General features: G+C 63.7%; 16 protein-coding genes, 1 tRNA gene and 1 pseudogene. 2 read left to right on the forward strand and 16 right to left on the reverse strand.

The window, feature by feature from the left end; translation table 11 throughout:
- Positions 1–391: 391 nt before the first annotated feature.
- The 6 genes from trxB to ACE191_RS04325 form a co-directional block, all read right to left on the reverse strand.
- Entirely contained in the window at positions 392–1,339 is a 948-nt protein-coding gene (gene trxB, locus ACE191_RS04300) for a thioredoxin-disulfide reductase (RefSeq protein ID WP_400190950.1), read from the reverse strand.
- 201 nt (positions 1,340–1,540) lie between these two features.
- Complete coding sequence (locus ACE191_RS04305) at positions 1,541–2,404, reverse strand: RNA polymerase sigma factor RpoD/SigA (RefSeq protein ID WP_059071387.1); 864 nt, start codon at positions 2,402–2,404, stop codon at positions 1,541–1,543.
- Between the two features lie 119 nt (positions 2,405–2,523).
- On the reverse strand, positions 2,524–4,821 hold the full coding sequence (locus ACE191_RS04310) for a polyribonucleotide nucleotidyltransferase (RefSeq protein WP_400190951.1): 2,298 nt from the start codon (positions 4,819–4,821) through the stop codon (positions 2,524–2,526).
- Positions 4,822–5,039: 218 nt separating this feature from the next.
- Complete coding sequence (gene rpsO, locus ACE191_RS04315) at positions 5,040–5,315, reverse strand: 30S ribosomal protein S15 (protein ID WP_400190952.1); 276 nt, start codon at positions 5,313–5,315, stop codon at positions 5,040–5,042.
- Between the two features lie 141 nt (positions 5,316–5,456).
- Positions 5,457–6,893: an LptF/LptG family permease gene (locus tag ACE191_RS04320; protein WP_400190953.1), complete on the reverse strand. Its 1,437-nt coding sequence runs from the start codon at positions 6,891–6,893 to the stop codon at positions 5,457–5,459.
- A 151-nt stretch (positions 6,894–7,044) separates the two neighbouring features.
- Positions 7,045–7,458 carry an START-like domain-containing protein gene (locus tag ACE191_RS04325; protein ID WP_400190954.1) on the reverse strand — a complete coding sequence of 138 codons (414 nt, stop codon included), beginning with the start codon at positions 7,456–7,458 and terminating at the stop codon, positions 7,045–7,047.
- Positions 7,459–7,598: 140 nt separating this feature from the next.
- Between ACE191_RS04325 and ACE191_RS04330 the strand changes: the two genes are divergently transcribed.
- Together ACE191_RS04330 and ACE191_RS04335 are read left to right on the forward strand one after the other, a co-directional pair.
- A tRNA-Met gene (locus ACE191_RS04330) sits at positions 7,599–7,672 on the forward strand.
- A 130-nt stretch (positions 7,673–7,802) separates the two neighbouring features.
- Positions 7,803–8,228, forward strand: coding sequence for a hypothetical protein (locus ACE191_RS04335; RefSeq protein ID WP_400190955.1), 426 nt, complete (start codon positions 7,803–7,805; stop codon positions 8,226–8,228).
- A gap of 106 nt (positions 8,229–8,334) precedes the next feature.
- Here the strand turns inward: ACE191_RS04335 and rplT are convergent, their stop codons facing one another.
- The 10 genes and pseudogenes from rplT to ACE191_RS04385 all read right to left on the reverse strand — a co-directional run bounded on the left by rplT (position 8,335) and on the right by ACE191_RS04385 (position 21,117).
- Positions 8,335–8,682, reverse strand: a complete 348-nt coding sequence (gene rplT, locus ACE191_RS04340; RefSeq protein WP_400190956.1) for a 50S ribosomal protein L20 — start codon at positions 8,680–8,682, stop codon at positions 8,335–8,337.
- 136 nt (positions 8,683–8,818) lie between these two features.
- Positions 8,819–9,013 carry a 50S ribosomal protein L35 gene (rpmI, locus tag ACE191_RS04345; protein ID WP_151077516.1) on the reverse strand — a complete coding sequence of 65 codons (195 nt, stop codon included), beginning with the start codon at positions 9,011–9,013 and terminating at the stop codon, positions 8,819–8,821.
- 204 nt (positions 9,014–9,217) lie between these two features.
- Positions 9,218–9,760, reverse strand: a pseudogene (gene infC, locus ACE191_RS04350) (translation initiation factor IF-3); the annotation flags it as partial.
- 201 nt (positions 9,761–9,961) lie between these two features.
- Complete coding sequence (gene thrS, locus ACE191_RS04355) at positions 9,962–11,920, reverse strand: threonine--tRNA ligase (protein ID WP_400190957.1); 1,959 nt, start codon at positions 11,918–11,920, stop codon at positions 9,962–9,964.
- 79 nt (positions 11,921–11,999) lie between these two features.
- Complete coding sequence (locus tag ACE191_RS04360) at positions 12,000–13,178, reverse strand: tetratricopeptide repeat protein (RefSeq protein ID WP_400190958.1); 1,179 nt, start codon at positions 13,176–13,178, stop codon at positions 12,000–12,002.
- A 55-nt stretch (positions 13,179–13,233) separates the two neighbouring features.
- Positions 13,234–14,529, reverse strand: coding sequence for a L,D-transpeptidase family protein (locus ACE191_RS04365; RefSeq protein WP_400190959.1), 1,296 nt, complete (start codon positions 14,527–14,529; stop codon positions 13,234–13,236).
- 221 nt (positions 14,530–14,750) lie between these two features.
- Positions 14,751–15,599, reverse strand: coding sequence for a hypothetical protein (locus ACE191_RS04370; protein ID WP_400190960.1), 849 nt, complete (start codon positions 15,597–15,599; stop codon positions 14,751–14,753).
- Between the two features lie 130 nt (positions 15,600–15,729).
- Complete coding sequence (locus ACE191_RS04375; protein ID WP_400192296.1) at positions 15,730–18,543, reverse strand: DNA gyrase/topoisomerase IV subunit A; 2,814 nt, start codon at positions 18,541–18,543, stop codon at positions 15,730–15,732.
- 351 nt (positions 18,544–18,894) lie between these two features.
- Positions 18,895–19,326, reverse strand: coding sequence for a response regulator (locus ACE191_RS04380; protein ID WP_400190961.1), 432 nt, complete (start codon positions 19,324–19,326; stop codon positions 18,895–18,897).
- A gap of 72 nt (positions 19,327–19,398) precedes the next feature.
- Positions 19,399–21,117: an ATP-binding protein gene (locus tag ACE191_RS04385; RefSeq protein ID WP_400190962.1), complete on the reverse strand. Its 1,719-nt coding sequence runs from the start codon at positions 21,115–21,117 to the stop codon at positions 19,399–19,401.

The raw sequence follows: 21,117 nt of genomic DNA on the forward strand, positions 1-21,117 counted from the left end.
TCAGGAAAGTGCAAAGTACGGAAGCATTCCGCAAACGAGCCGGCGCGCCGGGCGCCGACCCGCCTGCCCAACGCCCGGCGCGGCTATTTGGTGTCTTTTCGCCCTATTGGCTTACTCGGACCGAGTAAGCCGGTTGCGAACACCGAGTAAGCCAATACCGTGCTTCCCCTGACTGCTTACCTCGCGGACCGGCAAGGAACGTCCCACCCTTCCGGGCCGGACATCGGAGCGGGCGCGCCGGGCGGGTATTGGAAAAGTACCGCCCCGCCCCTGCTCGTTTCAGGCTCGGCGAAGGCCCATAAGCACCCCAGCCGCCGGCTCCCGGGGGAACCAGCGGCTGGGGCGGGGCCGAACTGCTCGTTCGGCCCGGATGGCCTGGCGGAGCGGCGACTTAGTGCACGCCCAGCGCAGCCAGGTAGCGCTCGGCGTCGAGGGCGGCCATGCAGCCGGTGCCGGCGGCCGTCACGGCCTGGCGGTACACGTAGTCCTGCACGTCGCCGCAGGCAAATACGCCGTCGACGTTGGTTTTGCTGGTGCCGGGCAAGGTCTTCAGGTAGCCCTGCTCGTCGTGGTGCAGGTACTCGCGGAAGATGTGCGAGTTGGGCTCGTGGCCGATGGCCACGAAGAAGCCCTCGATGGCCAGCTCGCGGGTTTCGTGGGTCACGATGTTTTTCACGCGCACGCCTTCCACCGCGTGCTGGCCCAGGATTTCGTCGGTCTGGGTGTTGAACAGCACCTCGATCTTGGGGTTGTCGAGCACGCGCTTCTGCATGATCTTGGAGGCGCGCATCTCCCCTTTGCGCACCAGCATGTACACCTTGTTGCAGAGGTTCGACAGGTAGGTGGCTTCCTCGGCGGCCGTGTCGCCGGCGCCCACGATGGCCACGTCCTTGCCCCGGTAGAAGAACCCGTCGCACACGGCGCAGGCCGACACGCCCGAACCGTTCAGGCGGGCCTCCGACTCGATGCCCAGCCACTTGGCCGAGGCCCCGGTGGCAATGATGACGGCGTCGGCCGTGAGGGTGGTTTGCTCGTCGATGGTGACGCGGTGCGGGTGGCCCGAGAAGTCCACCGCCGTGGCCAGGCCGTAGCGGATGTCAGTGCCGAAGCGGGCGGCCTGGGCTTTGAGGTCTTCCATCATCTGGGGGCCCATCACGCCGTCGGGGTAGCCGGGGAAGTTCTCCACGTCGTTGGTGATGGTGAGCTGCCCGCCGGGCTGCAGGCCCTGGTACATGACGGGTTGCATGTTGGCGCGAGCGGCGTAGATGGCGGCGGTGTAGCCGGCCGGGCCCGAGCCAATGATCAGACACTTGACGTGTTCTGCGGCAGTATTCTCCATAAGTTGAAAAAGCGAATTCCGTAGGGAGCGGCAAAGGTAAGGCCCGCCGGGCTAGCACCAGCAAATGTCGTACGACCAACGCCAGACAGCCCAAAAGGACCTAAAGTGGCAGCCCCGGCGGGCCGCGGCCTGCCATTTGGTCAAACAAAAACCCCGACCGTGGGGCCGGGGTTTTCGGGCAGGCAAAGTAAAGGTCGGAGCTTAGCCGAGGTAGGGCTTCAGGGCCTTGCTGCGCGAGGTGTGGCGCAGGCGGCGAATGGCTTTTTCCTTGATCTGGCGCACCCGCTCGCGGGTGAGGTTGAACTTCTCCCCGATTTCCTCGAGGGTCAGGGAATGCTCGCCGTTGAGGCCAAAGTACAGGGTGATGACGTCGGCCTCACGCTTGGTGAGCGTGGAGAGGGCGCGCTGCACTTCCTTGCGCAGCGAGTCGGTCATCAGGCCGCTGTCGGGCGTTTCCTCGTCCTCGTTTTCGAGCACGTCGAGCAGGCGGTTTTCCTCCCCCTGCACAAACGGCGCGTCCACCGATACGTGGCGGCCCGAAATCTTGAGCGTGTCAACCACTTCCGAGGTGGTCAGCTCCAGGACTTCGGCAATTTCTTCGGGCGAGGGCTCGCGCTCAAACTTCTGCTCCAGCTCCGAGAACGACTTGCTGATCTTGTTCAGCGAGCCGACGCGGTTCAGGGGCAGGCGCACGATGCGCGACTGCTCGGCCAGGGCCTGCAGGATGGACTGGCGAATCCACCATACGGCGTAGGAAATGAATTTGAAACCCCGGGTTTCGTCAAAGCGCTTGGCGGCTTTGATCAGGCCGAGGTTGCCCTCGTTGATCAAGTCGCCCAGCGACAAGCCTTGGTTCTGGTATTGCTTGGCCACCGACACCACGAAGCGGAGGTTGGCCTTGGTGAGCTTTTCCAGCGCCTGCTGGTCGCCTTCCTTGATGCGCTGGGCCAGCGTTACCTCCTCGTCGGGGGTGAGCAGATCCACCTTGCCAATCTCCTGGAGGTATTTGTCCAGCGACTGGCTTTCGCGGTTGGTAATCTGCTTGCTGATTTTTAACTGTCTCATTGTGACGGGCGCGGAAGCGGGTAGAAAGGTGCAGGTTGAATTTCGGAGGCGAAACCGGCCGTACGTCCGGTCAGAAGGGGCTAACGCCCGCTCCTGACCGAAAGTTCGGCGCGCGCAACTTACTGGTTCTGGGAGTCGCCGGCGGTGTAGTCCGAACGCTCCGGGCGCTCGGGACGCGGGCCGCGGTCGGGGCGCGGACCCCGGTCCGGGCGCGGGCCGCGGTCGGGCCGGTCGCCGCGCTCGGGGCGCGGGCCGCGGTCGGGGCGTTCGGCCGGCTCCACGTAGCCCTCGGGCTTGGGCAGCAGGCTCTTCATCGACAGGCGGAACTTGCCGGTCTTCTTGTCTACTTCCACCAGCTGCACCTGCACTTCCTGGCCCACCGTGAGCACGCCTTCCAGCGTGGGCAGGCGGTCGTAGCTTACTTCGGAGATGTGCAGCAGGCCGTCCTTGCCGGGCATGAACTCGACGAAGGCGCCGTAGGCCTGAATCGAGCGCACCGTGCCGGTGTAGGTTTCACCGGGCTCGGGCGTGGCGGCAATGCCGCGGATGCGCGATACCGCGGCGGCCATGTCGTCGGCGTTGGAGGCGTAGATGTACACGTGGCCCTTCTCGTCCTTCTCCTCGATGGTGATGGTGGCGTTGGTGTCCTTCTGGATCTGCTGCACCACTTTGCCACCGGGGCCGATGATGGCGCCGATGTACTCCTTGTCGACCAGTACTTTCGTCGAGCGCGGGGTGTGGGGCTTCAGCTCGGCGGCCGGGGCGCTGATGGTCTTGGCCATTTCGCGCAGGATGTGCAGGCGGCCTTCGCGGGCCTGCAGCAGGGCGTTGGTCAGGATTTCGTTGCTCAGGCCCTGGATTTTGATGTCCATCTGGCAGGCCACGATGCCCTTCTCAGTGCCGGTCACCTTGAAGTCCATGTCGCCGAGGTGGTCCTCGTCGCCTAGAATGTCGCTGAGCACGGCGTACTCCCCGGTTTCCTTGTCCTGCACCAAGCCCATGGCAATGCCCGAGACGGCGGCGCGCACCGGAATGCCCGAGTCCATCAAAGCCATCGAACCGGCGCACACGGTGGCCATCGACGAGGAGCCGTTCGACTCCAGGATGTCCGACACGATGCGGATGGTGTAGGGGTTTTCGTCTTCGGCGGGCAGCACCTTGCGCAAGGAGCGCATGGCCAGGTTGCCGTGGCCGATTTCGCGGCGGCCGGGGCCGCGGTTGGGCTTCACTTCGCCGGTCGAGAAGGCCGGGAAGTTGTAGTGCAGCAAAAACTTGTTGTAGCCTTTCACCATGGCCTGGTCCACGATCTGCTCGTCGAGCTTGGTGCCCAGGGTTACGGTGGTCAGCGACTGGGTTTCGCCGCGGGTGAACAACGCCGAGCCGTGGGCGCCGGGCAGGTAGTTCACCTCGCTCCAGATGGGGCGGATTTCGGTAAGCTGACGACCATCGAGGCGGGTACGCTCCTTGATCATCATGTCGCGGATAGCTTTCTTCTCGGCCGAGGAGTAGTAGCGCGAGAACATCTTCATGTCCAGCTCGGGCTGCTCGAGCAGCAGCTGGTCCAGGAACTGCTTTTTCACCGCCGAGAAGCCTTCCTTGCGGCCGGCCTTGCTGGTGTTGCCGCTCTTGGCCACGTCGTAGGCGCCCTGGTAAATGGCCTCGTGGATGCGCTGCTTGAGCTCCTCGTTCTCGTCGTACTTGGGGTACTCGCGCTTCACCTTGCTTTTCTCCACCTCGGCGGCGAGGTCGAGCTGCAGCTGCACCTGCTGCTTGATGGCTTCGTGGGCAAACTGGATGGCGTCGACCATCTCCTGTTCGCTCACCTCGTTCATTTCGCCTTCCACCATGGCCACCGAGTCGGCGGTAGCGCCCACGATCAGGTCGATGTCGGCGCGGGCAATGTCGGCGGTTTTGGGGTTGATCTGGAACTGGCCGTCGATGCGGGCCACGCGAACTTCCGAAATCGGGCCGGCAAACGGAATGTCCGAAATCGAAATGGCGGCCGAGGCGGCCAGGGCGGCCAGGGCATCGGGCTGCACTTCCTTATCGGCCGAAATCAGCGAAATCATCACCTGCACCTCGTAGTGATAGTCCTTGGGGAACATCGGGCGCAGAATGCGGTCGACGAGGCGGCAGATCAGGATTTCGTAGTCCGACAGGCGGCTTTCGCGGCGCTGGAACGAGCCGGGAATCTTGCCGGCCGAGCCGAACTTTTCCTGGTAATCGACCGACAGCGGCAGGAAGTCCACGCCCTCGCGCTGGCTGGGCTGCGACACCACCGTGGCGAGCAGCATCGCGTCGCCCAGGCGCACCACGACGGCGCCGTCGGCGAACTTGGCGAGCTTGCCGGTTTCGATGGAAATCTGCCGGCCATCGGGCAGGGCGAGGGTTTTGGTGACAGCGTTGTAAGGAGGCATTCCTTGGGGGGTAGCTTGGAGGATGATTGTCAGCTTGGGGCAGCGGGATGGTAGTCGGTATCGGGTAGCCGGTAGCAGCATGCCGCCGGCCCGGGGCCGGCTACTGACTACCTACTACTCACTACCATCAAAACAACGCGCCCGGCCTTGGCGGTACCGGGCAGCGCAAAAAAAGTAGGGAACCCGGCCGGCGGGCTCCCTACTAGCGTGGAGTGGGCTTACTTACGGATGCCCAGCTCCTTGATGATGGCGCGGTAGCGGTTGATTTCGCGGTTCTGCAGGTAGTTCAGCAGACGGCGACGCTTACCGACGAGCTTCAACAGGCCCAGGCGAGTCGAGAAGTCTTTCTTATTGATCTTCAGGTGCTCGGTGAGGTGGTTGATGCGGTGGGTGAACAGCGCGATTTGCGATTCAGCCGAACCCGTGTCGGTTTTGGCTTTGGCAACGCCGTGCTGTTCGAAGATAGCCTGTTTGGCTTCGGTAGAGAGTTTCATCGGCAGATAGGGACAGTAGCCCCGTCTTGGATTAAAATGAAAAAAAGAGAGTAAGCGTACTACGCAGCACGCCGTGGCCGCAAAGGTAAACGCTTTTCGGCGAAAATGCCGCATCCCAGCGGGCTTTTGCTGCCTGGGCCGTTACCCCGCCGCGGGCTTGCGGCGCGTGAGCCCGCGGGGCAGCTTGTGCGAGAGGCGCTGCCAGAAGTCCACCTCGAACAGGCTGGAGTCGCGGCGGGCCTGGTAAAGGAAAAACAGCCCGGCCGGCAGCAGCACCACGTTCGACATCCACATGCCCACTCCTACCGGCATCACGGCCTCGCGGCCGTACTTCTCCCCCAGGATGGAGAAGATGTAGAAGATGATGAAGAACAGCACTGATACCAGCACCGGCACGCCCAGTCCACCCTTCTTGATGATGGAGCCCAGCGGCGCGCCAATGAGAAACATCACCAGAATGGCCGCCGACTGGGTGTACTTCTTGTAGACCTCGATGCGGTAGTTGCCCGCGTCGCGGGCCTGGGTGCGCAGCTTCTCCCCGTAGCTGTTGACGAACGCCAGCAGGTTGCGCACGCGGTTGCCGGCCGACTGCACCACCACCGGCGTAATGGGCGCCAGGCGCTCGGCCGGCACCTGCCAGCTGGCCAGGCGCGCGTCCTTGGCCTGCCCGGTGGTATCGAAGCGCAGGTAGGTAAAGTACGGGTTGAGCTGCGGCGTCATGGCCACGCGGTCTTTGGCCAGCAGCCGCTGTACCGAGTCGACGTAGGCGTGGAGCTGCGGCAGGGTCTTCATCATCTTGTTTTCCGAGAACAGCTCTTCCTTGGTGCGGTCGAGGCTGAAGGAAGCCAGCGAGAAGGTGATGTTGGTTTTCTGGAACTGCTGCTGCACGAAGCCCGCCCCGGCCCGGTCGCGGGCGTTGGGCTGCTCCACGTACTTGCGGCCGCTGTAGAGCTCCAGGCCCAGGTACTGGCCCCCGAAGCGCGTGTACATGCGGCCCGAGTCGGCCACCACCATGGCCGCGTTGCCGCTGGTACCGCTGTGGTCGTAAATCATTACCCCGTGCAGCCGCTCGCCGTTTTCGCCCAGCTTCCGGTCCACCTTGATGGTGTAGCCGGGAATGCCGTTGTAGAACACGCCCTCGCGGATGTCGAGGGCCAGCTTCTGCTGGCGCACGTCCCAGAGCAAACTGAAAGCTTTCAGGTTGGCCTTGGGCACGATGGTATTGTTGAACCAGAACGCAAAGCCGGCCAGCAACAAGCTAAACACCATGATGGGCCGCAGAATGCGCGTGAGCGAGATGCCCGAGGTCTTGATGGCCGTCAGCTCGTGGTGCTCGCCCAGGTTGCCGTAGGTCATGAGCGAGGACAAGAGCACGGCCAGCGGCAACGAGATGGGCACGATGAGCACGCTGAAGAAAATCAGCAGCTGCACCACCACGCCCGTGCCCAGGTCCTTGCCCACCAGGTCGTCGAGGTACTTCATCATCGTCTGGGTCAGGAACACGAATTCCGTCACCGCAAACGTGAGCAGGAAGGGCCCGGCAAAGGCCCGCAAGATCAGCTTATCTAATTTCTTCATTTAACGCAGTAGCGCCGGGGAGCCTTAAACGGCCGCAAAGGTAAGCCAAGCCGGCAGCGCGGCGCCGCGGCCCGGCAAAAAAGCCGGGCCCGCCGCGAACAGGCGACGGGCCCGGCTCGGGGCTAAACGAAGGCGCGGCCGGATTGGTGCGTTAGCCGCCCACCAGCTCACGCAGCTTCAGTACCATGCTGTCCCACATTTCGCGCAGCTCGATGTCGTCGGTTTCCTCCGAATAGTCGACCACGCGCAGGAAGTACTCCTGGGTCAGCTCCGACGACTCGATGGTGAAGTCGAGGTAGTTGGCGTCGGGCAGGTGGCGGCGGTTGGCGTCGAGAAACACGAAGCGCGCCGAGCGGTTGGTGCGCTGTGAGGTCAGCTCAGCAAAGTGCGGCTGGTTGTCCCACACGAAGTTGAAGGTGTGGTGGTCGACCGTGAGCACGTCCTGGCAAAACCACTGGCGCAGCCCCGAAGCCGAGGCCAGGTAGGGGTAAAGAATTTTGGGGGAAGCGTTAATGAGGTACTCGTGCACGAATCGGTGCTTGGAACGGGTAGCGGAAAGAGGCATACGCAAGCGAAAAAAAGTCAGAAGCTACCGCCCGGGGCCCGGGCCCGTTTGGCGGTTAGCGGCAAGATACACGGGTTTTTTTTCCAGCAAGGCTTGCGCGGCGTTAAATCTTCGTCTTACCTTTGCGCCACCAAAAACCCGGCGGGGTAGCTCAGTTGGTTAGAGCACAGGATTCATAACCCTGAGGCCACGAGTTCAACTCTCGTCCCCGCTACTGGTTCCAACCGCCACAGCCCCAGGCTGTGGCGGTTTTTTTATTGCCAGCCCTTCCCGGTTCAAGCCAGATCATTCCCCGAAACCTTCTATCTTCCGCAATCGGCCCGGAAATGCCGACCCGCCCCGGCATGAAACGCGAGTTGCGCACGTCCTTCGACAAGATTTACCTCACCATCGAGTACGATGAAGCCAGCGGCTGGATTTACAACAACTGGCAGGGCGTGTTGCCCTCCGACACGGTGATTCGCGGCGCCGCCGAGGTGCTGGAGGTAATGCGCGCCACCGGCTGCCACTACCTGCTCAACGACAACCGCCTAGTAGTAGGCTCCTGGAATCAGGCCAACGACTGGATCGAGCAGCAGTGGATGCCCCAGGCGCTGGCCCTGGGGTTGCGCCGCTTTGCCCACGTAGTGTCGCCGGGTACGTTCGGCCGGGCCTCGGTGGAGGAAATGCTGCGCCGCGTGGACGACCGGTTCGAGATGCACCTGTTTCAGGACATCGACGCGGCCCGGCAGTGGCTGCATGCGGCCAAAGTTGCTCACCAGACGGCCTGACTACCCGCTGCGCCGCGTTGCCGGCCGCCCCTCGCATTCATGCAAACGAAAACCGCCCGGCTACTGTGCAGCAGCCGGGCGGTTCAGTTTTCGGGAAGGAAGAAGCTTAGGCCTTCACTTTCTCGATGATGCCTTTGAAGGCTTCGGGGTGGTTCAAGGCTAGGTCAGCCAGCACCTTGCGGTTCAGGTCGATGCCAGCCTTCTTCAGGCCACCCATGAACTGCGAGTACGACAGGCCGTACTGACGGGCACCGGCGTTGATACGCTGAATCCAGAGGGCGCGGAACTCCCGCTTCTTAACCTTACGGTCGCGGTAGGCATACAGCAGACCTTTCTCAACCGCGTTTTTGGCAACGGTCCAGACATTCTTGCGGCGACCAAAGTACCCTTTGGCCAGACGCATTACCTTTTTGCGACGGTGGCGCGAGGCCACGTTATTGACGCTTCTTGGCATAACCTACTCGAGTTTTTGGCGGCCGGTGCCGACTCCGGCAGGAGCGGCTTGGTTGGTTTTGACCGGACGCCGGGTGAAAAATGGGTGATGTAAACTGTCGAGTAGCCGAGGGAAAAACCGCCGGCCCGTCGGCAATTTAGATGTGCAGCATGTCCTTTACGCGCGGCATGTCGGCCGAGCTTACCAGGGTAGCGTGCGTGAGGTGGCGCTTCCGCTTGGTGCTCTTCTTGGTCAGAATGTGCGACTTGAAGGCGTGCTTGCGCTTTACTTTGCCCGTGCCCGTCAGCTTGAAACGCTTCTTGGCGCCGGACTTGGTTTTTACTTTCGGCATTTTGAAAGGGTGTAAGAAATGAAACAACAACGGCGGCCGGCTGCCTAGGGCCGGCACGCCTGAAAAGTTGTGCTAACGCTACCGAGGCAGCGGCGGAGGCTATTCAGCGGCTTCGTTTTTCGATTCCTGCTTCTCGGCCTTGGGCGCTTTGGGCTTGGCCTCGCCTTCCTTGGGGGCGGCGGGCTTGGGCTTGGCTACCGAGGGAGCCACCTTGGGCGCCAGGTACAGGAACATGCGCTTGCCTTCGAGCTTGGGCAGCTGCTCTACCTTGGCCAGATCCTCGAGGGCCTGGGCAAACTTGAGCAGCAGAATTTCGCCGCGCTCCTTGAAGACGATGCTGCGGCCCACGAAGTGCACGTAGGCCTTGATCTTGGCGCCTTCCTTGAGAAACTCCTGCGCGTGCTTGAGTTTGAACGCGTAGTCGTGGTCGTCGGTGTTGGGGCCGAAGCGAATCTCCTTCACGATAACCTTCGTCTGCTTGGCCTTCATCTCGCGCGTGCGCTTCTTCTGCTCGTACTTAAATTTCGAGTAGTCGATAACGCGGCACACCGGCGGCACGGCCGTCGGCGAAATCTCCACCAGATCAAGGCCTTGCTGCTCGGCCATGCGACGGGCCTGATCCGTCGGATAAATGCCCTGCTCCACATTGTCGCCTACCAGGCGGACTTCGCGGGCCGTGATTTTATGGTTGATTTTGAACGGCTCCTCTACCTGACGCGGAGGGAGGCGGCGATTGGGGGTTCTGATAAGACGAAATGTTTAGGGTGAAACTTGGTTGGGCAAACAGCCGAAAGCACCTGACAATCAGACGCGCCAACTATTTCAGCGGGCGAATATCCGGCAATTTTCCCGAACCGCAAAATTCAGCCCGCCGAAAACACGGTTTCCGGCGGGCTGGAAGGGTTTTAACGGCGGGCCCGAGGGATTAGTTCAGCCCGCCGCCAAGGCTTAGTGCGCTACTACGGCCCGGCCGCTCATCACTTCCTCTACCTGCTCCTGGAAGTTGCGGATGAAGGCGTCGATGGGCATGGAACCCAGGTCGCCCTCGCCGTGGCGGCGCACCGAGACGATGCCGTTTTCGGCCTCCTTCTCGCCCACCACCAGGAGGTAGGGAATTTTCTGCATCTCGGCGTCGCGGATTTTACGGCCGATGCGCTCGTCGCGCTCATCCGTGGTGCCGCGCAGATCGGCCTGCTGCAGTTGGTCCTGCACCTGCCGGGCGTAGTCGTGGTACTTTTCCGAAATCGGCAGGATGATGAACTGCTCGGGCGCCAGCCACAGCGGGAAGTTGCCGGCGCAGTGCTCGATGAGCACGGCCACGAAGCGTTCCAGCGAGCCGAAGGGGGCGCGGTGAATCATCACCGGGCGCTGGCGCGAGTTGTCGGGGGCCACGTACTCCAGCTCGAAGCGCTCGGGCAGGTTGTAATCGACCTGAATGGTACCGAGCTGCCACTTGCGGCCCAGCGCGTCGCGCACCATGAAGTCGAGCTTGGGGCCGTAGAAGGCTGCCTCGCCCAGTTCCGTTACGGTGCGCAGGCCGCGCTCCACGGCCGCTTCCTGAATGGCCGACTCGGCGGCCGCCCAGTTCTCGTCGGTGCCGATGTATTTCTGCTTGTTTTCCGGGTCGCGCAGCGAAATCTGAGCGGTGTAGTCCCCGAAGCCCAGGGCCTGGAACACAAAGAGTACCAAGTCAATGACCTTGATGAACTCTTCCTTCACTTGATCCTGGCGGCAGAAAATATGGGCGTCATCCTGGGTAAAGCCGCGCACGCGGGTCAGCCCGTGCAGCTCGCCCGACTGCTCGTAGCGGTACACCGTGCCGAACTCGGCCAAGCGCAGCGGCAGGTCGCGGTAGGAGCGCGGCTTGGTTTTGTAAATCTCGCAGTGGTGCGGGCAGTTCATGGGCTTGAGGAAGAACTCCTCGCCCGGGTTCGGCGTTTTGATGGGCTGGAACGAGTCGGCTCCGTACTTCTCGTAGTGGCCCGAGGTTACGTACAGCTCCTTGGCGCCGATGTGCGGCGTGACGACCGGCAGGTAGCCAGCCTTCACTTGGGCGCGGCGCATGAACTGCTCGAGTCGCTCGCGCAGGGCCGTGCCCTTGGGCAGCCACAGGGGCAGCCCCGCTCCTACCCGCTCCGAAAACGCAAATAGCTCCAGCTCCTTGCCCAGCTTGCGGTGGTCGCGCTTGCGGGCTTCCTCCAGCTTGTGCAGGTACTCCTTCAGCTCCTTGTCTTTGGGGAAGGTAATGGCATAGATGCGCGTGAGCTGCTTGTTCTTCTCGTCGCCGCGCCAGTAGGCCCCGGCTACGTTCAGCACTTTGGCGGCCTTGATGGTACCCGTATCGGGCAGGTGCGGGCCGCGGCAGAGGTCCACGAAGTTGCCCTGCGAGTAGAACGTGATGCTGCCGTCCTCCAAGCCTTCGAGCAAATCCAGCTTGTACGGGTCGCCCTTCTCGGTGAAGTAGGCCACGGCGTCGGCTTTCGACACCTCGCGGCGCTCGTAGCGGCTTTTGTTCTTGGCCAGCTCCAGCATCTTCTGTTCGATCCTGGCAAAATCATCGGGCGAGATGCTACGACCTTCCCCCAGGTCCACGTCGTAGTAGAAGCCATTTTCGATGGGCGGGCCGATGCCGAACTTCACGCCGGGGTAAAGCGCCTCCAGGGCTTCGGCCAGCAGGTGAGCCGAGGAATGCCAGAATGTATTTTTTCCCGCCTCGTCGTTCCAAGTGAGAATCTCCAGGTTGGTGGAGTCTTGAATGGGGCGGTACAGGTCGCGGACTTCGCCGTTGACGCGCACGGCCAAGGCATTGCGGGCCAGGCCTTCGCTGATGCTGGCGGCTACGTCGTAGCCGCTCACACCTGCTTCGAACTGACGCACGGAGCCGTCGGGGAGCGTGATGTTAATCATACAAAAACGTGCAAAAAAAGCAGTAGCCCGCAAGTTAGCAGCTTCGGGCGGGGAAACCGCAGCCAGTGGTAAAATGCCCCTACTGGCTGTTGGTTGGGGTTACCAATGCGGGTGGGCGCACTTCCAGCGGCTCGAAGCTGGGCCGGGCGGCCGTGGGGGCCCGGCGCGGCAGCGGCGGGGCGCCGTACACCAGCTTCAGCGAATCGAGCTGCGACCCCGGCAGGCGCTGGCCCACCTTCCAGACCTTGTAGGTATAGTGGCGGTTGCCGGGGAACTGGCGCACCAACTGGCGGTAGGCCACCCAGGCAGGCAGCAATTGGCCGATCTGCTCGTAGCTGTCGGCCAGCATCTGCCCTACTTCGGGCAGGTACTGGCTGCGCCGCCGGGCCCGGGTCAGCGGCCCGACAACCCGGCCATACTGGCGGTTGCGGTAGTAGTACAAGCCCACGCGGTAGTCGGCACGGTACAGCGTCGAGTCGAGCCGGGCAGCCCGGACGTAGTTACGCACGGCGCTGTCGGGCTGGCCACTCAGATCGAATACGCGGCCGCGGTCGTACCAGAGCGCGGCGTAGCGCGGGCTCAGGGCCAGCCCCCGGGCCACGTAGGGCGCGGCGGCTGCGGGCTGACGGTTGGCGTTCAGCAGGTAGGCCAGCTGGTGCAAAGCTTCGGGCTGCTGCCCCCCCCGGGCCACGCTGGCGCGCAGAAAGTCCAGCGCCTGGGCCGTGTCGCGCAGGGCGGCGTACACCAGCCCCTTGTAGAACAGCGCCGCCGCATGATCGGCGTCTTCCCGCAGCACCCGGTCGAGGTAGTCGAGCGCGGTGCGGTGGCGGCGGGCGGCCAGGTTGGTTTCTGCCAGCAGCAGGTGCAGCTCGGGTGGGTTGTAGCCGCGCTGCTGGGCCTGCGCCGCCGCCGCCAAAGCCGCCTGCAGCTGGCCCTGGGCGCGCAGCGTGCGGGCTTTTATCAGGTAGTATTCACCTGGGGCATCATCGAGCTCAATGGCCTGGTTGATGTCGCGCAGGGCCCGGGCCGTTTGACCAGCCTGCAGGTCGAAGGCCGCGCGCCGGGCGTAGAGGCCGGCGTTGCGGGGCTGCCGGGCAATGGCGCCGTTGAGTTCGGCGGCCTGCAGTTCGGGCCCGCTGCGCACGGCACCCAGGTTTACCATCACTTCCGAGGTGCGCACCGGCCCCGTCTCGCCGCAGCCGGTCAGGCCGAACGCAGCGCCGCACAGCAGCAAAACAAAAGGACGAAAACGAGGCACGCGGCGAAACTGGCTTGGGTCAGCCAAAGGTACGGCGCGGCTGCTTTCCGCGCCGCTAGTGGCCCACGCTCACCTCCTGGGCGACCAGCGCCCGCCCGAAGAAAGCGGCGCGCAGGGCCTCGTCGCGGCCGTATACGTCGGGCAGACGGCGCAGCTCGGGCCCGTCGGCCTCGCAGGTGAGGTAGCGGATGAAGATGGGCATGGGGTAGCGCAGCGGAAAGTACTGGCGGTAGCCGCCGTACACACTGTCCCACATGCGCTCCACGTTGCGCTGGGCCCGTTTGGGCTGGTCGGCCAGGTCACGGCGCAACAGGAACACGGCCAGCTGCAGCGGTTTCTCCAAGCGGATGCAGCCGTGGCTGAGGGCCCGGCCCGATTTGTTGAACAGCGCGCGGGTGGGCGTATCGTGCAGGAAGATGTCGTGGGGGTTGGGGAAGCGAAATACGATGTTGCCCAGGGCGTTGTCGCAGCAGGCCACCTGCCGGATGGAATACGGAAACGATTCAACCGTAACGCTTTTCCAGTTTACTCCCTTCGGATTTACCAGGCTGCCCTTGGCATCGTAGAGCAAAAAGTTGTTGCGGGCCAGGTATGCCGGGTTACGCCGCAGCTGAGGCAGGATTTCACCGGTGGCAATGGAGCGCGGCACCCGCCACTCGGGCGAGGTTTCGAAGAACCGGATGGCGCTGTACACCTCCGGGGTGGGCGTGAGGGCCTCGCCCACAATTACCCGAAACCGGCGCACCACCCGCGGTCCGCGCACAATCTGCAGGCTATAATCGGGTACGTTCACCACGGCATACACCGAATCGGCCGCCGGCTCCCAGCGCAACCGCTCCAGGTTGATGGCCACCAACGGCGCCCACCGCCGGGCGGCAGCCGTATCGGCGCGCAGCATTTTCTGCCAGGCCCACAGCAGGCGCACGTACGAGCGGTTGGTCGGCTGCTGGGCCAGCAGCACGTCGAGTCGTTCCCGGCGGTGGGCTTGCTCCAGCCCTGCGGCAGCATCGAAGCGGCCGGCCGCGCTGAAGGCCGGTAGCGGGCGGCTCTCCACCCGGCCGTGCCGCAAATGCCGGCTAAACAGCAGCAGCCCCCGGCTCAAAGCCAGGTCGGCCCGGAGGCGTCGGGCCAACTGCCGGACAGGCGGGGCGGGCATTGCCAGCGAATCAGTCAGTTGGCTGAGGCTGGAGCAGCCATAGTCGGCGGGCAGCAGGCCAAACTCGGGTGCCCTCGCCAGCAGCCGCAGACCTTCAACTGCCAGCGGCTGCCAGCCGGCGGCTGTAGTCCACAGCGGAGCGTAGCCGGCGGCCGTGTAGAGTTGCCGCATGTCGGCCAGGAGCCCGGGCGCCACGGCACTGCTATCGAGGGCCGCCAGTTGGTGCTGTAACTGCTGGGCGACTTCCGGCGCCGCTACGGGCAGCGGCTGCGCCCAGACTGATCCGGTCCAGGCACTCAACCCAGCCACTAAACGTAAATACCGCCACATAGCGCCTGCAGCCGGCTGTGCACTCCGGGGCTACCCGGCTTAAGGTACTGTATTTCTCCCAATTAAAATACGCTTTTCTGGCCTGATTACCGGGCTGCCACGTCGCTGTTCTGGCCCCGGTTCAGCTGGTGCAGCAGCTTGGCGCACTTGCGGCTGTTTTCCAGGTCTTCGCTGGTGACGGTGGGCAAAGCCGCGGCCTGCTCGAGCACCGCAATAGCTTCCTGGCGCAGTCCCTGGTTTTCGTACACCCGCGCCAGGTCGTAGCAGAACTGGATGCGGCGCGGATCCAGCTCCCGGGCTTTACGCAGCGCGGCCATGGCCTGGGTGTTGGACGCCCCGGTGGGGCGCCCGCCCAGAAATACCCGGAAGTAGGCCCGCTCCACCAGGTTTAAGTGTGCCACACGGTAGTGCCAGCGGCCCAGCATCTGCCAGGCATCGGCCAGACGGGGGCTGTACTCCACGGCCCGCCAGGCGTAGGGCTTCATCTGCTTGTAGATTTCCAGACGCTGGGTTGCGTTGAGTAGAATAGCCCGCTGGGCCAGGGTAAACGCTACGGCGTAGTTCGCCTCCCCTCCCTGGGGGTTCACGGCATAAGCTCGGTCGGCGTACTGGCGGGCCGAGGTGAAGTAGGCGCCGCGGCGGCTTTCATCGGTGTAGCGCGAGCCAATGTTGGCACTGAGCACCGCGGCCCGCCACAGGGCTTCGTAGTAGCGCGGGTGCTGACCCAGCACCTGCTCGTAGCGGGCCAGGGCGGCCGACTCGCGGTACTGCTTCTGCAGGGCCCGGGCCTCGGCCATGAGGCGCGATACTTCGGCGGCTTTGTCGGCCGGCTTGGTTCCGTCGTCGGCCCGGCCGCTTATGGCCAGCAGCAGGGCCAGCCCCAGCAGGGGAAGGCCGCGGCGGCCGCACAGCGCAAGACGAATCGAGTAAAACATGGCAACTAAGGCAAGGCGCAAAAAAGATACGCAAACCTGGGGTGCCTATACAAACGCCTGGCGGCCCGGCAGCGTTGCACATGCCGCGAAGCACGCAACGCCGCCGGGCCGCCCGGACGGAATAATTAGCCTAAAACAAGGTCATCTGCGACTTGGCCTTGTGCTGCAGCAGGGCCTGGGCCTGGGCCACTTCCTCGGGCGAAATGTCCACCGGACCTTCGTGCTCGGGCAGCGGCTCGTGGCCTGATACGGCGGCTTTGGGAATGGTAGCCGGGCCTTTTTTCCGGGTCGAGGCCTTGCGCTCGGGCTCGGGGCCTTCGTCGGTGAGCAGGGCCACGCTCAGCACCTTGAAGTAGTTGAGTTTGTTGCCCATGGCCTTCCAGCCCTTCACGTCGATGAACTCGTGCAGGTGAATGCGCTCGGCGAGCTTGTCGCCCTTTTTCTCCTTCTGCACCTTTACCTCAATCTCGGGCACCACACCGCAGGTGGCGCATACCAGGTGGGTTCCCTTGGTTTCGGGCAAGAATAGAAAGCGCTTGGCCACGGTGCTGGTTTCCACCCGGAAGCGCTTCACGTAGTGGGTTTTCGACTCGCCCTCCACGTACACCGCGTTGATGACGGTATCGGGGTCGAACTTGCGCAGCAGCACGATGTTGCGCACGTCGAAGTGAATGGCCGGGTCGGGCGGCGTGAGCTCGTACGAGCCATCCTTGTACACCACCAGAATGGTGTTGTCGGTATCGAAGGTGCCCAGGAAACGGCCGTGGCCGGCGTTGTTGAGGCGGCCCACCACTTCGTCGAAGAACACCTCGCGCCCGCCCAGGGTAGAGTCGCCCCGCTCCTTGAACGTAATCTTCTTGACCGGCTGCTTGGTTACGATGTTGCCCATCGAGCCCTTGCCCTTGATGGCCAGCTCGGCAAAGTCAAAGTCGAACTGCTTGACGCGGGCCGGGGCCTTGTCGGAGAGCTGCACCGCTACGATTTCCGACTCGGAGTTGGGGTTGGCCGTCAAGTACAGCACCTTGGAGTTCTTGCCGCCCTTGGTCAAATCGTAGCTCTTGTCGCGGGTGATGCCCGTCACGAGGAAGCGCTTGGCGTAGCTGATGCCCGAGGGGCCGTCCTGGTACACCATGTTGTACACCAGCCGGTCGTCGTTTTTGTTGTAGACGCCCACGTGCAGGATGTCCTTGCCCACGAAGGTCTTCTCCGCAATCTTGGTCACCACGAAGGAGCCGTCGCGGCGAATGGCAATGATGTCGTCCAGGTCGGAGCAGTCGCACACGAACTCGTCTTTCTTCAGGCCGTGGCCCACAAAGCCGTCCTGGCGGTTCACGTAGAGCTTCTGGTTGGCCACGGCCACTTTCTGGGCCGTCACCACGTCGAAGGTGCGCAACTCGGTTTTCCGCTCGCGGCCGTCGCCGTACTTTTTCAGCAGGCCCTCAAAGTAGCGAATGGCGTAGCGCGTGAGGTTGGCCAGGTTGTCGGCCACTTCGGCCAGCTCGGTTTCCAGCTTCTGAATGTACTCGTCGGCCTTGAAGCCGTCGAACTTCGAGATGCGCTTGATGCGGATTTCGGTCAGGCGCGTCAAATCGTCCTCCGTGATGGCGCGGCGCAGCACGATGCGCGTGTCGTTGGCCCGCTCCTTCTCCCCGTCGATGCGCACGTACTTTTTCAGCCCCGCGTCGATGGTTTCCAGAATCTCGGCCCAGGTTTCGCACTCCTCGATTTTGCGGTAGATGCGGTTCTCGATGAAAATCTTTTCCAGCGAGGCTGAGTGCCATTTTTCCTGCAGCTCCTGCTGGCGGATTTCCAGCTCGCGCTCCAGCAGGCGCAGGGTTTTCTGGGTGCTCAGCCGCAGCATGTCCTCCACGGCCACGAAGCGCGGCTTCTCGTCGATGATGACGCAGGTGTTGGGCGAGAGCGAGATTTCGCAGTCGGTGAAGGCGTAGAGCGCATCCATCGTCAGGTCGGGCGACACGCCGGCGGGCAGATGCACCTGGATTTCGACCACGGCGGCGGTGTTGTCGACCACCTTCTTGATCTTGATCTTGTTGGCCTCCGAGGCCTTCACGATGCTTTCCATCACGCCGGTGGTGGTGGTGCCGTAGGGCACGTCGCGAATCACCAGCAGGGTTTTGTCAACCTTCTCGATGGTGGCGCGCAGGCGCAGCTTGGAGCCGCGCAGCCCGCCGTTGTAGTTGGTCACGTCGCAGAGGCCGCCGGCCGGAAAATCCGGGTAGAGCACAATGTCGCGGCCCTTGAGCACGTCGATGGAGGCCTTGCACAGCTCGCGGAAGTTGTGGGGCATGATCTTCGTGCTCAGGCCCACGGCAATGCCCTCGATGCCCTGCGCCAGCAGCAGCGGAAACTTCACCGGCAGGGTCACCGGTTCGCGCTTGCGGCCGTCGTAGCTGGCCTGCCACTCGGTGGTGTCGGGGTTGAACACCACGTCGAGGGCAAACTTCGACAGGCGCGCCTCGATGTAGCGGGGCGCGGCTGCCCCGTCGCCGGTACGCACGTCGCCCCAGTTGCCCTGGGTTTCGATGAGCAGGTCCTTCTGGCCCAGGTTCACGATGGCGTCGCCGATGCTGGCGTCGCCATGCGGGTGGTACTGCATGGTCTGCCCGATGACGTTGGCCACCTTGTTGAAGCGGCCGTCGTCCATTTCCTTCATGGCGTGCATGATGCGGCGCTGCACGGGCTTGAGGCCGTCTTCGATGGCGGGCACGGCCCGCTCCAGAATCACGTAGGAGGCGTAGTCCAGAAACCAGTTCTGGTACATGCCACCTATGGAGCTGATGTCGTGAATGGTTTCGCCGGGCGTGAAGTCGGCTTCTTCGGGCAGGACAGCCGCAGCCTCGGCCAAGTCATCCTCCCCGGCGTCGCCGGCCAGCAGCTCGTCGTCGGCTTCCGGGTCGAAGCCGGCTTCGGCTTCGTCAGACATGGGTTGGTTGGGGTCGTGGGGGGCCGCGGCGGCGGTGTCGCCAAAGTCTACGGTGTCGCCTACGCCGAACAGCTCCGGCTGCTCAGGGCGCGGGGTGTCGTCGGGGGCGGGAAGTTCAGAGTTGACCACAGTGCGGGCGGGTTGGTCAGGGTAAGAAATGCGTGTTGCCATCAAAAGTACCGTAAGCTGCGCAGAGCGCAACACTTTTCAAGGCTCGGCGCGCGCATAAAGTTCCCAATTATATTAGCAAATTCCCAGCCCCGCCAACTCAATAATTTAGCATACCTATTTCCGATACCCGGTTTTTCCGGGGCTGCGGCCTCCCTCCCATTCGGCCAGTGCAGCCGCTGGTCAGCCCACCGGATCAGTCGCCGGCAGCTGCCGGTCGAAGTAGCGCAGCAGGATGTCGCCTACCTTGTCGCGGGTCAGGGGCTTGTTGAAGAAGCCCGCAATAAGTGACTGCCGCATCCGGGCCATGTCCTGCGGGTGCAGCGAGGTGGTGAGCATTACCACCACGGCCTGCTGCCGCTCCGGTGGCAGCTGCGCGTAGGCTTCCAGAAACCCAAACCCGTCCAGCACGGGCATTTTCACGTCGAGCAGCACCAGCACCGGATTCTCGGCGCTGGCCGTGGGGGCCTGGGTCTGCAACACGTCGAGGGCTTCCTGCCCGTTGAGGGCCACCAGCAGCTGGTCGGCCACGTCGAGGCGGCGCAGCAGCAGCTGGTGCAGGTAGTTGGTCGTCGGGTCGTCGTCTACCAGCAGGATGCAGGCAAGTTTGTTCATCAGGCGCAGGAAAACAGAGCGGCAATGCCTCCCGGAGCACGGGCCGCCCGGGTGGTGTTGCCCCCTACGTAATCAGCGCGGAAACAGTGCGGAAAAAACGGAGCCGACGCCCACTTCGCTGTGCACCTCGATGCTGCCGCCCGCGTTTTCCAGGATTTTCTTCACCATGTAGAGCCCGATGCCCGAGCCTTCGACGTGGTCGTGAAAGCGCTGAAACATGGAAAACAGCTTCTGGCTGCCGGCCAGGTTCAAACCCAGGCCGTTATCCTGCACCGTGAGGCGGATGTGGCGGCCTTCGCCGTGGCAGCTGATGCGCACCCGGGGCGGGCGGCCGGGTACGTGGTACTTAAAGGCGTTGCTGAGCAGGTTGTAAACGATGCTGCGCAGATTTTTCTCGGCAAACAGCAGGTGCGGATGGTCCTCCACGTCTACCGTCAGCTCCCCGTCTACGGCCCGCACCAGCGGATCCAGGTCGCGGGCTACGTCGTCGATGAGGGCGGCCAGGTCGATGACCACCGCCGGGGCCGCGTACTCCTTCTGCAGCTTGGTAACCTCGGTCAGGTGCTCGATGGTGCGCTTGAAGCGGTCAATGGAGTCCTGCATCATCAGCAGCAAGGGCTCTACCGGCTCGTGCTGGCCAATGGCCGGGGGCAGCTCACCCTGCAGAGCGTGCAGCAGCCCCTCGATGTTGTTGATGGGCGCCTTCAGATCGTGGGAGGCGGTATAGATGAAGTTGTCCAGGTCCACGTTGGCGCGCAGCAGCCGGGCGTTGTTTTCCTGCAGCTGCTGCTGAGCCTGGGCAATGCGCTGCTGGGCTAGCTTGTGCTCGTGAATGTCGGTGTAAGTGCCAATCCACTCCACAATGTCGCCCTGTTCGTTGCGCGAGGGCAGGGCGCGCCCCAGCATCCAGCGGTAGTGGCCGGCGGCGTTGCGAATGCGGCACTCCACCTCCAGGGGCTCCCCACTAGCCAGGATCTGCTCCCAGCGTCGCATGGCCGGCTCTACGTCGTCGGGGTGAACAAGCTGGTAGATGCGCTCAGGGCTGAACTCGGGCGTGGGCGCCTCGCCGATGTAGTCGAACCAGCGGCGGTTGAGGTAGGTGTTGTGGCCGGCGGGGTTGGCCGTCCAGGCAATGTGGGGCAGGCCCTCCAGCAGGCGCCGGGCCTCGGCCGCGGCGTGCTCCACGGCCTGGCGCTCGGCCTGCTGGCGCAGCAGCTGGGCGTCTTTGTGCTCGATGAGCGCGTCCTGGGCCGAGATGCGCGCCTGAATCACCTGAATCTCGCGCTGAGCGGCCTGGTCGGTGAGAATGACGGCCAGCACGGCCGTGCCGTTGAACTCCAGCGGCGTCATCGACAGGGCCAGGGGCCGGGCCGGGGCCGCGCGGGTGTGCAGCGGCAGTTCGCCCTTGGCCGAGCCGCGCCAGCCGGCGGCAAACAGCCCCGCCCACCGCTCCTGCCCCTCGGGCGCCACCAGCGCGGCAAACGAGCTGCCGATAAGGGCCTCCAGGGGCTGGGCCAGCCAGTTTGCCAGGTAGGCGTTGGCGTAGAGAATGGTGGCGTCGTGGCTGAGCAGCACCGCGCCCTCGTTCATTTGCTCGATGAGGGTGCGGTAGCTCTGGTCGGCGCCCTCCAGAGTGAAGATGCGCGGCCCGTCGGGGCCCTGCACGGCCAGCGCGTCCACGGCGCCGGTCCGGATGGCGGTAATCAGCTCCTCGGCTTCCTGCAGCTGGAAGCGCAGCTCCTCGTTTTCGCGGGCCAGGTCGGCGGCACTCGGCACAGGCGGCTTGCTCAT

It is taken from the genome of Hymenobacter sp. B81, from assembly GCF_044628455.1.
GTDB lineage: Bacteria > Bacteroidota > Bacteroidia > Cytophagales > Hymenobacteraceae > Solirubrum.

Excerpts from the sequence above, each read along its gene's own strand:
- trxB (WP_400190950.1), bottom strand. The coding sequence starts at position 1,339 with ATGGAGAATACTGCCGCAGAACACGTCAAGTGTCTGATCATTGGCTCG.
- ACE191_RS04305 (WP_059071387.1), bottom strand. The coding sequence starts at position 2,404 with ATGAGACAGTTAAAAATCAGCAAGCAGATTACCAACCGCGAAAGCCAG.
- ACE191_RS04310 (WP_400190951.1), bottom strand. The coding sequence starts at position 4,821 with ATGCCTCCTTACAACGCTGTCACCAAAACCCTCGCCCTGCCCGATGGC.
- rpsO (WP_400190952.1), bottom strand. The coding sequence starts at position 5,315 with ATGAAACTCTCTACCGAAGCCAAACAGGCTATCTTCGAACAGCACGGC.
- ACE191_RS04320 (WP_400190953.1), bottom strand. The coding sequence starts at position 6,893 with ATGAAGAAATTAGATAAGCTGATCTTGCGGGCCTTTGCCGGGCCCTTC.
- ACE191_RS04325 (WP_400190954.1), bottom strand. The coding sequence starts at position 7,458 with ATGCCTCTTTCCGCTACCCGTTCCAAGCACCGATTCGTGCACGAGTAC.
- ACE191_RS04335 (WP_400190955.1), top strand. The coding sequence starts at position 7,803 with ATGAAACGCGAGTTGCGCACGTCCTTCGACAAGATTTACCTCACCATC.
- rplT (WP_400190956.1), bottom strand. The coding sequence starts at position 8,682 with ATGCCAAGAAGCGTCAATAACGTGGCCTCGCGCCACCGTCGCAAAAAG.
- rpmI (WP_151077516.1), bottom strand. The coding sequence starts at position 9,013 with ATGCCGAAAGTAAAAACCAAGTCCGGCGCCAAGAAGCGTTTCAAGCTG.
- thrS (WP_400190957.1), bottom strand. The coding sequence starts at position 11,920 with ATGATTAACATCACGCTCCCCGACGGCTCCGTGCGTCAGTTCGAAGCA.
- ACE191_RS04370 (WP_400190960.1), bottom strand. The coding sequence starts at position 15,599 with ATGTTTTACTCGATTCGTCTTGCGCTGTGCGGCCGCCGCGGCCTTCCC.
- ACE191_RS04375 (WP_400192296.1), bottom strand. The coding sequence starts at position 18,543 with ATGTCTGACGAAGCCGAAGCCGGCTTCGACCCGGAAGCCGACGACGAG.
- ACE191_RS04380 (WP_400190961.1), bottom strand. The coding sequence starts at position 19,326 with ATGAACAAACTTGCCTGCATCCTGCTGGTAGACGACGACCCGACGACC.
- ACE191_RS04385 (WP_400190962.1), bottom strand. The coding sequence starts at position 21,117 with ATGAGCAAGCCGCCTGTGCCGAGTGCCGCCGACCTGGCCCGCGAAAAC.